Below are 13,430 nucleotides of genomic sequence, written 5' to 3' on the forward strand. Positions count from 1 at the left end.
CACTTCATGACTTCAGATTCCTCCCACGCGTCCAAGCCTTTGTCCGTCGTGCTTGCAGGCGGTGGTACGGCTGGCCATGTCAGTCCGTTGCTGGCCATCGCGGACGCAATCAAGGAAAAGCGTCCGGAAGCTGCCATCCTGGCTGTGGGCACGCCGTCGGGCCTGGAAACCAGGCTTGTCCCAGCGGCCGGGTACAAGCTCGCCACGATTGACCGGGTCCCGTTGCCACGAAAACCGTCCCTGGATCTCCTGAAGCTTCCGGGACGGTTGCGGGGAGCCGTCAAGCAAGCGGAACGAATCCTCCATGAGGCCCAGGCAGATGTCCTGGTGGGCGTGGGCGGCTACGTTTGCACTCCCATGTACCTGGCAGCCCGCAGGCGCGGTACGCCCATCGTGATCCATGAGGCCAACATGAAAGCAGGGCTCGCAAATCGCGTAGGTGCACGGTTCAGCCGACATGTTGCCGTGGCGTTTGCCGGTACGCGCCTTCGCGGCGCCCGCCATGTGGGCATGCCCATGAGCCGGGCAATCTCGGGACTGGACCGCTCCGGGGCCGCGCCTGCTGCCAAGGCTTCGCTGGGCCTCAATCCGGACCGTCCTGCCCTGATCGTGACTGGTGGGTCCTCCGGAGCCCTGAGCATCAACCGTGCTGTGGCTGCTGCCTTGCCCGAGCTGGCAGCTGCGGGGATCCAAACACTGCACATCACCGGTGCCGGCAAGGCAGTCCTGGATAACGACGGCGGACCCCTCGCCGCTGATGGGTACCGGCAGGTGGAGTACGTGGATGGAATGGAGGATGTCTACGCTGCTGCCGACATCCTGCTCGCCCGTGCCGGAGCCGCAACGGTCAGCGAAGTGGCAGCAGTAGGGGTTCCTGCGGTGTTCGTGCCCCTGCCCATCGGCAATGGTGAGCAAGCGCTTAATGCAGCCGCGCTGGTGGAGGCCGGCGGAGCGCTGATGGTCCAGGACAAAGATTTCACCCCGGAATGGCTCAAAGAAGAGCTCATTCCGCTCGTATCGGATCGCGGGAGGCTGGACGAAATGGCCCGCAGGTCCGAGGCCCTTGGCATCAGAAACGCCGATCAGCGCATGGCTGATCTTGTCTTGGAAGCGGTATCCGCATGACACACGCGATTGCACCACTTGAGTCCCTTGGACGAGTACACTTCATCGGCATCGGCGGGGTGGGAATGTCTGCCATCGCCCGGATCATGGTGGCCCGCGGTGTTCCTGTGAGTGGTACTGACGCCAAGGACCTTCCCGTCATGCATGACCTGGCTGCAGCAGGTGCCCGTATTGCAGTGGGATACGATTCCGGCAACCTGGGTGACGCCCAGACTGTTGTTGCCGGCTCCGCAATCCGTGCCGACAATCCTGAGTTGTCGGCGGCCCGCGAGGCCGGTTTGCCCGTGCTGCATCGTTCCGAGGCATTGGCTGCGACCATGGACGGCCACAGGGTTGTCACCATCGCCGGCACCCACGGCAAGTCGACCACCACGTCAATGGTTGCGGTCCTGCTCAAGGAAGCGGGATTGGATCCGTCGTTTGCCATTGGCGCGAACGTCCCGGCGCTGGGGGTCAACGCGGCCCACGGTTCCTCGGACATTTTCGTGGCTGAAGCGGACGAGTCCGATGGCTCGTTCCTCAACTACCGTCCCCTGATCGCCGTCGTCACCAACGTGGAAGCCGACCACCTGGACCACTACGGAACCGCGGAAGCTGTTTTCGCCTCCTTCGATAACTTCGCAGCGCTCCTGCCGCCCCACGGAGTCCTCCTGGCATGTGCGGACGACCCCGGCGCCCGCGCGTTGGCGGAGCGGACGGCCGCCAAGGCAACCACGCGTGTGCTGACGTACGGGACAAGCCACGACGCCGATATCCGGCTTGGCGATGGCGGTCCGGGTGATGTGTCGGTAGCGGTGGATGGAGCCAGCTACACCTTGAACCTGCAGGTCCCCGGAAGGCACAACGCCCTGAACGCCGCAGCCGCATTCGCCGTCGCCTTGGAGCTTGGCGTAGCGCCAGGGACGGCAGCTACGGCACTTGGACACTTCACCGGTGCGTCCCGGCGCTTTGAACTTAAGGGGCAGGGGAGGGGCGTGCGTGTGTACGACGACTACGCCCACCACCCAACCGAAGTGCGTGCAGCCCTGTCCGCCGCCCGCTCCGTGGCTGGCGGCAACAAAGTCCACGTTCTCTTCCAGCCGCATTTGTTTTCCCGGACCCGGGAATTCGCTGCGGAGTTTGCATCGGCGCTGGATGCTGCGGACACGGCGTTGGTCCTGGACATCTACCCTGCCCGTGAAGACCCCATCCCCGGTGTCACTAGTTCGCTGATTGCTGACAGGCTCTCCCAGGGACGACTGGTCTCCGGCGACGAAGCTGTGGAAGCCATTGTGGCGGCCGCTGGTGAGGGTGACATAGTGCTGACCGTGGGAGCCGGAGATGTCACTGCATACGGCCCGGTGATTGTGGAGGCGTTGGGTGGCTAGCACCCGCAAGCCAACCTTCAAGCCCGCGGCGGATTCCGGTCGGGAGAATAAGGGCCGTCCGGCGGGTGGTTCCCCGGAAAGCGTCATCAGCGCCCAGAGGTCAGTTGAGCCTTCTCCAAAAAACGGCCCGGACAATGTCATTGCTTTTCCCGAGCCGAAGGGCAAACGCAAGCGCCGGCTCCTGCTGTGGACTTTCGCCATCGTTACGGCTTTCGTCGCCGTGCTCATAACGGGTGCCATCTATTCACCCGTGCTCGCGGTCCGGACCATCACGGTGGACGGAACCAAGCTGCTGACGCCTGAGGACGTGCAGAAGGCCTTGACAGCCGTGGAGGGCAAGCCGCTGCCGCAGGTGAGCGGGCAGGAAGTCAATGAGCTCCTGAAGCCCTTGGTCCAGGTACGTTCGGCAACCGTGGAGGCAAGGCCGCCGTCGGAATTGCTGGTGCACGTCAATGAGCGCGTACCGGTGGCCCTGTTGAAGCAGGGTGACACGTTTGTGATGGTGGATGTGGATGGTGTTCAGCTGGGAGCCACGCAGGATCAGTCTGCGGTGGCGCTGCCCCTGATCGACGCCGGTGCAGGTGCCACCAACACCGGGCTGTTTAAAGCGATTGCGGCTGTCCTGAACACTTTGCCGGCCGATGTGCTGGCCAGGATGTCCACGGCATCTGCTGCGTCGCCTGATGCCGTCGAGCTAAAACTGGTGGACGGAAAGACGGTAGTGTGGGGCAATGCCGAGGACAAGGAACTGAAGGCGAAGGCACTTGAGGCACTGCTGAAGATGCCGCCGGATCCCAAAGTCCCCGTGAACGTCTACGACGTCAGCGTGCCCCGGCATCCATTCACCAAATAAAGAGCATTGAGCACGTAACCTGCGGGCCTCGGTGACCTTATTTCGCGACAATCAAGCGACACGCGCAAGCGGTCATTGCATGTGCGAAGCGGAGGAAATACCGTCGCAGTAGAGTTACTTGACATAACTATAACCTTCAACTAGAGGGTTAAGGTCCAAGGATTCAAGTTGGACTCGATCAGTTTCGCTATAGGACACAAGCAAGGGGCACGAAACGTGGCAGCACCGCAGAATTACTTGGCCGTCATCAAGGTCGTCGGCATCGGCGGCGGTGGCGTGAACGCAGTCAACCGCATGATCGAGGTCGGCCTCCGGGGCGTCGAGTTCATTGCCATCAACACTGACGCGCAAGCGCTCCTCATGAGCGATGCCGACGTCAAGCTCGACGTCGGTCGTGAGCTTACGCGCGGCCTCGGCGCCGGAGCCAACCCCGAGGTCGGCAAGCAGGCCGCTGAAGACCACGCTGACGAGATCGAAGAAGTTCTCCGCGGCGCTGACATGGTCTTCGTGACGGCCGGCGAAGGTGGTGGCACCGGAACTGGTGGAGCCCCTGTAGTCGCGCGCATCGCCCGCTCCCTTGGTGCGCTGACCATTGGCGTGGTGACCCGCCCCTTCACTTTCGAGGGCCGCCGTCGTGCGGGCTCCGCCGAAGCAGGTATCGATGCCCTGCGTGACGAAGTTGACACCCTGATCGTGATCCCCAACGACCGGCTCCTGTCCATCAGCGATCGCAACGTCTCCGTCCTGGACGCTTTCCGCTCAGCTGACCAGGTACTGCTCTCCGGTGTCCAGGGCATTACGGACCTCATCACCACCCCGGGCCTCATCAACCTCGACTTCGCCGACGTCAAATCTGTCATGCAGGGTGCGGGCTCCGCGCTCATGGGTATCGGATCCGCACGTGGCGAAGACCGCGCGGTGAAAGCTGCCGAGCTGGCCATTGCCTCGCCACTCCTGGAAGCCTCCATTGATGGCGCGCATGGCGTGCTGCTGTCCATTCAGGGTGGTTCAGACCTCGGCCTGTTCGAAATCAACGAGGCAGCCCGCCTGGTACAGGAAGTCGCGCACCCGGAAGCGAACATCATCTTCGGTGCGGTCATCGACGACGCCCTCGGCGACGAAGCCCGTGTCACCGTCATTGCCGCCGGGTTCGACGACGTCAAGGCAACCTCTCCGTCCATGGACCAGTCGCGTCCCGCGCAGAACCCCGTGCCTGCCGAGCGTCCTGCCGCGCCGAGTACCGCTCCGTCCAACGCGAATGCACCGCAGCATGCAACTGCAGGCATCGGCGCCGCCGGCCTGAGCAACTGGGGCCAGCAGCGTCCGTCGGCGCTCCCCGCGGACTCCGGATTCGACGTCGACCTTCCGGCCGTTGTGGAGCCGGACCTGTCGGGTAGCCGCTCGGATGACCTCGACGTTCCCGATTTCCTGAAGTAAGCGGGCTTCGAGAGTCGATATCCCGTGTTTTGGTGGCGCAATGAAGTACGGCCCGGCGTTTCTGTTGCCTTCACGGACACAGGCGCCGGGAACCTGGCCCTCCATGTGGGGGACAACCCCGGGGATGTGACTGCGCGTCGTTCCCGGTTGGACGATGCCGCAAGCCTGGGCAACCGTAGCTTTCAGTACATGGACCAGGTCCATGGCAATGAGGTCGCGCTTATTTCGAGCTACGGTCCCGGTCCCACCGCGGATGCAATGGTCTCAGTGCCTTCGGGTGGCCAGGCTGCCCAGCCATTGTCGGTCATGGTGGCTGACTGTGTTCCTGTGGTCCTCATTGGAGATGCAGGCGATCGCGGTCCCGTCATCGCTGTTGCGCATGCAGGCCGGCCGGGCGTAGCCTCCGCTGTTGTCCCGGCAACCGTCAACGAGATGCGCATGCTCGGTGCCCTGAACATCAGTGCCTGGCTGGGGCCTTCTATTTGCGGCTCCTGCTATGAGGTTCCCGAGCAGCTTCGCGAAGAAGTTGCCGAGGTGGCACCTGCCGCCTGGTCGAGCACATCGTGGGGAACGCCGGCTTTGGACCTTCCCGCCGGTGTTCGCGCCCAGCTGGCCGAAGAAGGCGTCACCGTTGAGTACTCAGGGGAATGCACCCTGGAAAATGACTCCCTTTATTCCTACCGGCGGGATGCCCGTACCGGGCGATTCGCAGGTTTGGTGTGGACTCATGACTAGCCTTGGGCAAGATAACGCGGTGTCCGGCGTTGCAGGTTCTGATGCCCGCACCACTGAACTCGCCCGGCGGCTTGAGATTGTTCAGACGCGGATTTCCGCGGCGACGGCTGCGGCGGGACGCGTGGATCTGCCAGGGCTGATCGTCGTGACCAAGTTCCACCCGGCAGCTGATGTCCGGCGACTATCCACGCTGGGTGTCCGGGATTTCGGCGAGAACCGGGACCAGGAAGCTGCAGGCAAAAGCGCCGAACTCACGGACCTGGACGTCCGATGGCATTTCATTGGCCAATTGCAGAGCAAAAAAGCGAAATCAGTGGCTAAATACGCCTACTCGGTGCAGTCTGTGGATCGTCCCCAGGTGATTGAGGCACTTGAAAAGGCAGTCGCCCGCGAACAGGACGCCACAGGCCGGAATGACCTTGAGTGCTACATCCAAGTCAGTTTGGATGACGACGCCGGGGCGCACCGTGGTGGGGCGCGGCCCTCGGACGTGGAATCCCTGGCGGCAATGATCGCTTCCGCGCCAGGACTGAGGCTCGCCGGGGTGATGGCTGTGGCCCCGCTGGGTGCAGATCCTGAAGCGGCCTTTGAGCGGCTTGCGGGTGTTTCCGCAGGACTTCGGACCAATCATCCGGCTGCTTCAGGGATATCAGCGGGGATGAGCCAGGACCTTGAGGCCGCTATCAAGTTTGGGGCGACACACCTGAGAATTGGCTCCGATATTCTCGGTTCGCGTCCGGCCGTGGGGTAGCGTCAAAGTATTGGAATGACGGGCCGGGGTTCCAATATGTCAAGTCATGGCGGCCCGCCTACTGCAGAAACGATAGGAGTGCACCATGGCTGGCGCTCTGCGCAAGACAATGATCTATCTTGGGCTCGCCGACGGCGATGAACACTACGAATCTGAGCAGGCCGTCGCGCACCACGACGAAGAACGCCCCCAGGCACAGGACCGGGAAGAGCGCCGAGCGCCTGCACCCGTCCGGGAAGTTGTCCGTGAAATGCCCACTGCTGACGCCGAAGAGGAATACCGCGCACCCGTGACACCCATTAAGCGTGCGGCGTCGAGCCGCGAAGATGCCTCGGGTTTGAGGCAGATCACCACAGTCCATCCGCGTTCCTATAATGACGCCAAGATTATTGGCGAAAGCTTCCGGGATGGCATTCCCGTGATCATGAACGTCACCGATATGGGCGAGGCAGATGCCAAGCGTTTGGTGGATTTCTCGGCCGGTTTGGTCTTTGGCCTCCATGGCAGCATCGAGAGGGTGACCAACAAGGTCTTCCTGCTGTCGCCGTCGTATGTTGAAGTCATCGGGGACGACAAGAAGGCCAGCGAAACGCAGGCCAGCTTCTTCAACCAGAGCTAAGAACGATCGCTACGATGATGCCAGGCGGGTCAACCTGCCTGGCATCTGTGTTGCAATAGTAAGGACCGATCGGCATTCCGGAACAAGTGGGAGATCTGAGCTAACTCGTGGGCATTGTTTTCGGCCTTATCTATATTGTGTTGTTGCTGTTTTTCATTGCCCTTATCATCAGGCTGATCTTCGAATGGGTTCAGATGTTCGCCCGTCAATGGCGTCCCCGCGGTGTGGCGTTGGTAACAGCCCATATTGTCTACTCGGTGACAGACCCACCACTGAGGAGGCTTCGCAGGTTGATACCTCCACTGCAGCTGGGTGGAATCTCCCTGGACCTGGGCTTCCTGATCCTGATTATCGCCGTGAGCATTGCCATGGCGGTGAGCAGTAGCCTGGCGTAGCTGCGCAGTGATGCTGTACCGCGGAACCGGGGGCTCGCGATGGGTCTGAAGGCCGCAAATTCTCCAATTCAACACGATGGTGTTGAATTGGAGGAACCAGATGATATTTAGGTACCGTAGTTTTGAACGGCCGGAAGGCCTACTGACTAACTAGACCAACGAGGTGACCAGATGGCTTTGACGCCAGAAGACGTTGTCAACAAGCGCTTTCAGCCGACCAAGTTCCGCGAAGGCTACGACCAGGACGAGGTAGATGACTTCCTCGACGAGATCGTGGTTGAGCTGCGCCGCCTGAACCAGGAGAACGACGAACTTCGCAAGAAGCTCGGCGAAGCTGGCTCGGCTGTGCCCGCGGCAACTGCTGCGGCTCCGGTCGTCGAGAAGGTTCCTGCCCCGGCCAAGGTGGACAAGGAAGCCGAGGCCAAGGCGGAAGCCGAAGCGAAGGCTGCTGAGGCTGCCAAGAAGAAGGAAGCCGAGCAGGCCGCTGCGGCTGCCGCCGCCAAGGCACCGGCTCCCAGCAACGGTGTTACGCCGACCGCTGAGTCCGCTGCAGGCCTGCTGGCCATGGCGCAGCAGATGCACGACAAGCACGTTGCCGACGGTGCACAGCAGAAGGAAAAGATTATCGCTGAGGCGCAGATCGAGGCTTCCAGCCTGGTCAACGACGCCCAGGAGAAGTCCCGGAAGATCCTTGGCGCCCTTGAGCAGCAGCGTTCGGTCCTGGAGCGCAAGGTTGAGCAGCTCCGTGGTTTCGAGCGTGACTACCGCTCACGCCTGAAGGCATACATCGAGGGCCAGCTGCGCGACCTCGACGCCCGTGGTTCCGTCGCTGCCCCTGAGGTCGGCGAAGCAACCGCTGACGTTTAGCAAGTATTCTGAAAGCCGGTGGCTGGGGTCTCCTCTGCCACCGGCTTTTGCTGTTAACACCCTGACAGCAGCCCCCAACGCTCCACGAACGAAAGCACTATGACCGACGACCTCACCGACGACGCATCCCGGCCGGAACTTCCCGTCCGGAAATGGCGTCCCGCAATGCTGTGGCTCTTTGCCGGCTTTGCGGTTTTTGCCTATGTCTTTGACCAGCTCACCAAGCTCTGGGTGACCAGCACCATGACAGAAGGTGAGCGCATTCCAGTGCTGCCACCACTGCTGCACTGGTACTACATCCGGAATTCAGGGGCAGCTTTTTCCATCGGTGAGAACGTCACTTGGATCTTCACGATCGTCATGGCCGGGGTGTCTGTAGCCATCCTTTTGCAGTTGCGACGGCTCGGCTCCGCCTGGTGGGCATTGTCGCTTGGGCTGCTGCTTGGCGGTGCATTGGGAAACCTGACCGACCGCTTGTTCCGTGAACCGTCCTTCGCCATGGGCCATGTAGTGGATTTCATCCAGGTACCAAACTTTGCGATCTTCAACATCGCCGACTCCGCTGTTGTATCGGGCGTTGTCATCATTTGCCTGCTGACCCTGCGCGGGGTGGGCATGGATGGCACCCGGCAAGTGGCCGCACCGAAGTCAGCGAAGCCAGCCAAGCCGGCTCCGGGCTCCGGCGGGGAGACTGTCGGTGAGTGAATCGGTTGTAGTACCTGAGGACCTTGCAGGAGCGCGGGCTGACGCCGGCCTTGCAAGGTTGCTGGACATTTCGCGTTCTGCTGCGGCGCTGCTTATCGCCGAAGGAAACGTCACCAGCGGCGGTGCGGCTCTCGGCAAGTCAGCAAAGCTCATTGCGGGCGCGGTGCTGGACGTCACGGTTCCCGAGCGGCCGGATCCCTTGGAAGTCGTGGAGGAAGTTGTGGAAGGCCTGAAGATCCTGCTGGATGACGAGGAATTCGTTGTCATCGACAAACCCGTGGGAGTGGCGGCGCATCCATCGCCTGGTTGGGTGGGGCCCACGGTGGTCGGAGGCCTGGCTGGAGCCGGCTACCGGATTTCGACGTCGGGAGCACCGGAGCGTGCGGGCATTGTCCACAGGCTCGACGTCGGCACTTCCGGCGTGATGGTCGTGGCCAAGACCGAGCATGCCTACACGGTCCTCAAGAGGGCTTTCAAGGAACGCACGGTGGACAAGGTCTACCACGCGGTTGTCCAAGGACTTCCGGATCCGCTGGAGGGCACTATTGATGCCCCGATCGGCCGCCACCCCGGCCACGACTGGCGCTTCGCGGTGATCGAAGACGGCCGGCCCTCAGTGACCCACTACGAGGTCCTGGAAGCCTTTGGTAAAGCTACGTTGGTGGAGGTGCACCTGGAAACGGGCCGCACGCACCAGATCAGGGTCCACTTCTCTGCGTTGCGGCACCCTTGCGCCGGCGATCTCACCTATGGTGCTGATCCCCGTCTCGCAGCAAACCTGGGACTGACACGGCAGTGGCTTCATGCACGGCAACTGGGTTTCACACACCCGCGGACCGGCGGGTGGGTGGAAGTCACCAGCGACTACCCGGCGGACCTTCAGTACGCCCTTGACCTGCTGGCCACGGGCTCAGCCTAGGCAACCGTTCCGGGCCTGCCCGGTCCAAGGGCTCCGCATTTTGTCGGGGGCGGGACGGTAGACTGTCGTGGTGACTTCCAGCAATGATTCGTTCGTCCACCTGCACACCCACACCGAATACTCCATGCTGGATGGAGCGGCCCGACTGGGTGAGCTGTTCGATGAAACCGAACGCCTGGGGATGCCCGCCCTGGCCACCACTGATCACGGCTACCTCTTTGGTGCCTTCGATTTTTGGCGCAAGGCCACCGACAAGGGCATCAAGCCGATCATCGGTGTAGAAGCCTACGTAACCCCTGGTACGGCCCGGGGGGACAAAGAACGTGTCCGGTGGGGGGATGAGAGCCAGCGCAAGGACGACGTCTCCGGTGGTGGTTCCTACACCCACATGACGCTTCTGAGCTACAACAACGTTGGCATGCGGAACCTGTTCCGGGCTTCGTCCATTGCTTCATTGGATTCAGTCTTTGGCAAGTGGCCCCGCCTGGACCGGGAATTGCTCAATACGTACTCCGAGGGGCTTATTGCCACCACAGGATGCCCGTCCGGTGAAGTCCAGACCCGCCTTCGGCTTGGCCAGTACCGTGAGGCGCTGGAGGCCGCGGCAGAGTTCAGGGACATCTTTGGCGCGGAGAACTATTTCTGCGAGCTGATGGACCATGGCCTGGACATTGAGCGCCGCGTCACCGGGGACCTCCTGCGCCTGGCCAAGGACCTGAATCTTCCCCTGGTGGCCACGAACGACCTCCACTACACGCACGAGCACGATGCGAAGGCGCACGAGGCACTGCTGGCCATTCAGTCCGGTTCCACGCTTCTTGAGCCCACGTACGACAACGGCGGATCCAGGTTTGCCTTCTCCGGCAGCGGCTACTACCTGAAATCCCCGCAGGAAATGCGTGAGCTTTTCCGTGATCACCCGGATGCCTGCGATAACACGCTGCTCATTGCCGAACGTTGCGAGGTGTCCTTCAACACCGACGCCAACTACATGCCGCGCTTTCCTTGCCCGCCGGGCGAGGACGAAACCTCCTGGCTGGTCAAGGAAGTGGACAAGGGGCTGGCCTACCGCTATCCGCAGGGCGTGCCGGACAAAGTGCGCAAGCAGGCTGACTACGAACTCGGGGTCATCACCTCGATGGGCTTCCCCGGGTACTTCCTCGTGGTGGCCGACTTCATCAACTGGGCCAAGAACAACGGGATCCGCGTTGGTCCGGGGCGTGGTTCCGGTGCAGGCTCCATGGTGGCCTACGCCATGCGTATTACCGACCTTGATCCGCTCCAGCACGGCCTGATCTTCGAGCGCTTCCTCAACCCGGACCGTGTCTCGATGCCTGACTTCGACGTCGACTTCGATGATCGCCGCCGCTCCGAGGTGATCGACTACGTCACGAAGAAGTACGGCGACGAGCGCGTGGCGATGATCGTCACGTATGGAACCATCAAGACCAAGCAGGCGCTCAAGGATTCCTCCCGTGTGCTTGGCTACCCGTTCAGCATGGGCGAGCAGTTGACCAAGGCCCTGCCGCCGGCCGTCATGGCCAAGGACATCCCACTGGCCGACATCCAGAACCCGGAGTCCAAGCGCTACAGCGAAGCAGGAGATTTCCGCCAGCTGATCGCCACGGACCCCGAGGCCGCCAAGGTCTTTGAGACTGCGCTGGGCATTGAGGGCCTGAAACGCCAATGGGGTGTCCATGCCGCCGGAGTCATCATGTCCTCGGACCCCATCATCGATGTCATTCCGATCATGCGCCGTTTCCAGGACGGCCAGGTTATTACCCAGTTCGACTACCCAACGTCCGAGGGCCTCGGCCTGATCAAGATGGACTTCCTGGGCCTCCGGAACCTCACGATCATTTCGGACGCCCTGGAAAACATCAAGATGAACCGCGGTGTCGACCTGGACCTGGAAAACCTCGCACTGGATGACGCCGCCTCCTACGAGCTCCTGGCGCGCGGTGACACCTTGGGCGTGTTCCAGCTCGACGGCGGGCCCATGCGGTCCCTGCTCAAACTCATGAAGCCTGACAACTTCGAAGACATCTCCGCTGTCCTTGCGCTGTACCGGCCTGGACCCATGGGCGCCAACGCCCACACCGACTACGCCCTGCGTAAAAACGGGATCCAGGAAGTAATTCCCATCCACCCGGAGTTGGAAGAACCGCTCAAGGAAATCCTGGGTGGGACATTCGGCCTGATCGTGTACCAGGAACAGGTTATGGCGGTGGCGCAGAAGCTTGCCGGCTACTCGCTGGGCCAAGCCGACATCCTGCGCCGTGCCATGGGCAAGAAGAAGAAGTCGGAGCTGGACAAGCAGTTCGCCGGCTTCTCCCAAGGTATGCAGGACAACGGCTACTCCATGGCCGCCGTCAAGACGCTCTGGGACATTCTGCTTCCGTTCTCCGACTACGCCTTCAATAAAGCGCACTCGGCCGCATATGGGGTCATTTCTTACTGGACTGCCTACTTGAAGGCACATTATGCGCCCGAGTACATGGCTGCCCTGCTGACGTCCGTCGGTGATGACAAGGACAAGTCTGCGATCTATCTCAACGAGTGCCGCCGGATGGGCATTACCGTTCTTCCGCCGGACGTCAATGAATCCTCGTTGAACTTCACCCCTGTGGGAACGGACATCCGCTTCGGCATGGGGGCCATCCGAAACGTCGGCGTGAACGTGGTGGAAGCCATGGTCTCTGCGCGGGCCACGGAGGGCAGCTACACATCGTTCAAGGACTTCCTGATGAAGGTGCCTGCCGTTGTCTGCAACAAGCGCACGATCGAATCCTTGATCAAGGCCGGTGCCTTCGACTCGCTTGGACACCATCGCCGTGCTTTGGCCATGATCCACGAAGAAGCCATCGACTCCGTCATCACCCTCAAGCGCAATGAGGCAATCGGCCAGTTTGACCTCTTCGCCGGCTTCGAGGACCAGGAACCTGAAGCTTCGCTGACTACGGAAATTCCGGACCTTCCCGAATGGGAAAAGAAGGACAAGCTGTCCTTCGAGCGCGACATGCTCGGTCTCTATGTTTCGGATCACCCCTTGCAGGGCTTGGAAGGCGTCCTCAGCCAGCATGCGGAGCAGTCCATTACCTCGATCATCGCCGAGGACGGACCGCACGACGGCGCGATAGTCACCATCGCGGGCATGATCACCTCGTTGAGCCGCAGGATCGCCAAAGCCAGTGGCAACGCCTACGCCCGTGCCGAGATTGAAGACCTGGGCGGCTCCATGGAGGTCATGTTCTTCGGCCAGGTGTACGGGCCGATCGCCTCCGTCCTGGCTGAAGACCTGATCGTGGTGGTCAAGGGGCGCCTGCAGCGCAGGGACGATGGCGCCGTGACGCTGAACTGCATGGAACTCTCCGTGCCGGACCTCAGTGAGAGCGTGAACGGACCGGTGGTGATCACGATTCCGACGTTCAAGGCCACCGAGGCGGTGGTTACCGACCTTCGGGATGTGCTGCGGACACATCGGGGCAACTCAGAGGTCCGGCTCAAGCTCATGGGGGACACCAAGGTTGAGGTCATGGGGCTTCCCGTGCACATGCGGGTCAACCCCAGCCCATCGCTCTTTGGCGACCTGAAAGTCCTGTTGGGTCCGGCCTGCCTGGATAATTAGCGCACCGGATGGCCGGAATCCTGGAGGAG

12 protein-coding genes are annotated in these 13,430 nt (G+C 61.8%); all 12 read left to right on the forward strand.

Annotation, left to right across the window (positions count from 1 at the left end; all coding sequences use genetic code 11):
* Positions 1 to 6 precede the first annotated feature (6 nt).
* Positions 7 to 1,125, forward strand: coding sequence for an undecaprenyldiphospho-muramoylpentapeptide beta-N-acetylglucosaminyltransferase (gene murG, locus AC6I99_RS08800; protein WP_224089555.1), 1,119 nt, complete (start codon positions 7 to 9; stop codon positions 1,123 to 1,125).
* A complete protein-coding gene (gene murC / locus AC6I99_RS08805; protein WP_497960780.1) occupies positions 1,122 to 2,492 on the forward strand; it encodes a UDP-N-acetylmuramate--L-alanine ligase in 1,371 nt (456 codons plus the stop codon). The genes murG and murC overlap by 4 nt, the downstream gene beginning before the upstream one ends.
* Complete coding sequence (locus AC6I99_RS08810; protein ID WP_224089557.1) at positions 2,485 to 3,345, forward strand: cell division protein FtsQ/DivIB; 861 nt, start codon at positions 2,485 to 2,487, stop codon at positions 3,343 to 3,345. The genes murC and AC6I99_RS08810 overlap by 8 nt, the downstream gene beginning before the upstream one ends.
* Positions 3,346 to 3,561: 216 nt before the next feature.
* A complete protein-coding gene (gene ftsZ, locus AC6I99_RS08815; protein ID WP_216922971.1) occupies positions 3,562 to 4,782 on the forward strand; it encodes a cell division protein FtsZ in 1,221 nt (406 codons plus the stop codon).
* Between the two features lie 24 nt (positions 4,783 to 4,806).
* Positions 4,807 to 5,517 (forward strand): purine nucleoside phosphorylase YfiH/LACC1 family protein, encoded by a 711-nt coding sequence (locus AC6I99_RS08820; protein WP_224089558.1) that lies wholly within the window; start codon positions 4,807 to 4,809, stop codon positions 5,515 to 5,517.
* Positions 5,510 to 6,268 carry a YggS family pyridoxal phosphate-dependent enzyme gene (locus AC6I99_RS08825; RefSeq protein ID WP_224089559.1) on the forward strand — a complete coding sequence of 253 codons (759 nt, stop codon included), beginning with the start codon at positions 5,510 to 5,512 and terminating at the stop codon, positions 6,266 to 6,268. The genes AC6I99_RS08820 and AC6I99_RS08825 overlap by 8 nt, the downstream gene beginning before the upstream one ends.
* Positions 6,269 to 6,353: 85 nt before the next feature.
* The gene (locus tag AC6I99_RS08830; protein WP_224089560.1) at positions 6,354 to 6,887 is read left to right on the forward strand and encodes a cell division protein SepF; all 534 of its coding nucleotides are present in this window, start codon (positions 6,354 to 6,356) and stop codon (positions 6,885 to 6,887) included.
* A 107-nt stretch (positions 6,888 to 6,994) separates the two neighbouring features.
* Positions 6,995 to 7,282, forward strand: coding sequence for a YggT family protein (locus AC6I99_RS08835; protein ID WP_224089562.1), 288 nt, complete (start codon positions 6,995 to 6,997; stop codon positions 7,280 to 7,282).
* Positions 7,283 to 7,453: 171 nt separating this feature from the next.
* Positions 7,454 to 8,149, forward strand: a complete 696-nt coding sequence (locus tag AC6I99_RS08840; RefSeq protein ID WP_216922981.1) for a DivIVA domain-containing protein — start codon at positions 7,454 to 7,456, stop codon at positions 8,147 to 8,149.
* 99 nt (positions 8,150 to 8,248) lie between these two features.
* Positions 8,249 to 8,854 carry a signal peptidase II gene (lspA, locus tag AC6I99_RS08845; protein WP_224089564.1) on the forward strand — a complete coding sequence of 202 codons (606 nt, stop codon included), beginning with the start codon at positions 8,249 to 8,251 and terminating at the stop codon, positions 8,852 to 8,854.
* Positions 8,847 to 9,773 carry an RluA family pseudouridine synthase gene (locus AC6I99_RS08850; RefSeq protein ID WP_497960783.1) on the forward strand — a complete coding sequence of 309 codons (927 nt, stop codon included), beginning with the start codon at positions 8,847 to 8,849 and terminating at the stop codon, positions 9,771 to 9,773. Before lspA ends, AC6I99_RS08850 begins: the two co-directional genes overlap by 8 nt.
* A gap of 70 nt (positions 9,774 to 9,843) precedes the next feature.
* On the forward strand, positions 9,844 to 13,401 hold the full coding sequence (gene dnaE / locus AC6I99_RS08855) for a DNA polymerase III subunit alpha (protein WP_224167062.1): 3,558 nt from the start codon (positions 9,844 to 9,846) through the stop codon (positions 13,399 to 13,401).
* Positions 13,402 to 13,430: the final 29 nt, after the last annotated feature.

The sequence above is a fragment of the Arthrobacter sp. TmtSoilC77 genome (assembly GCF_059739415.1).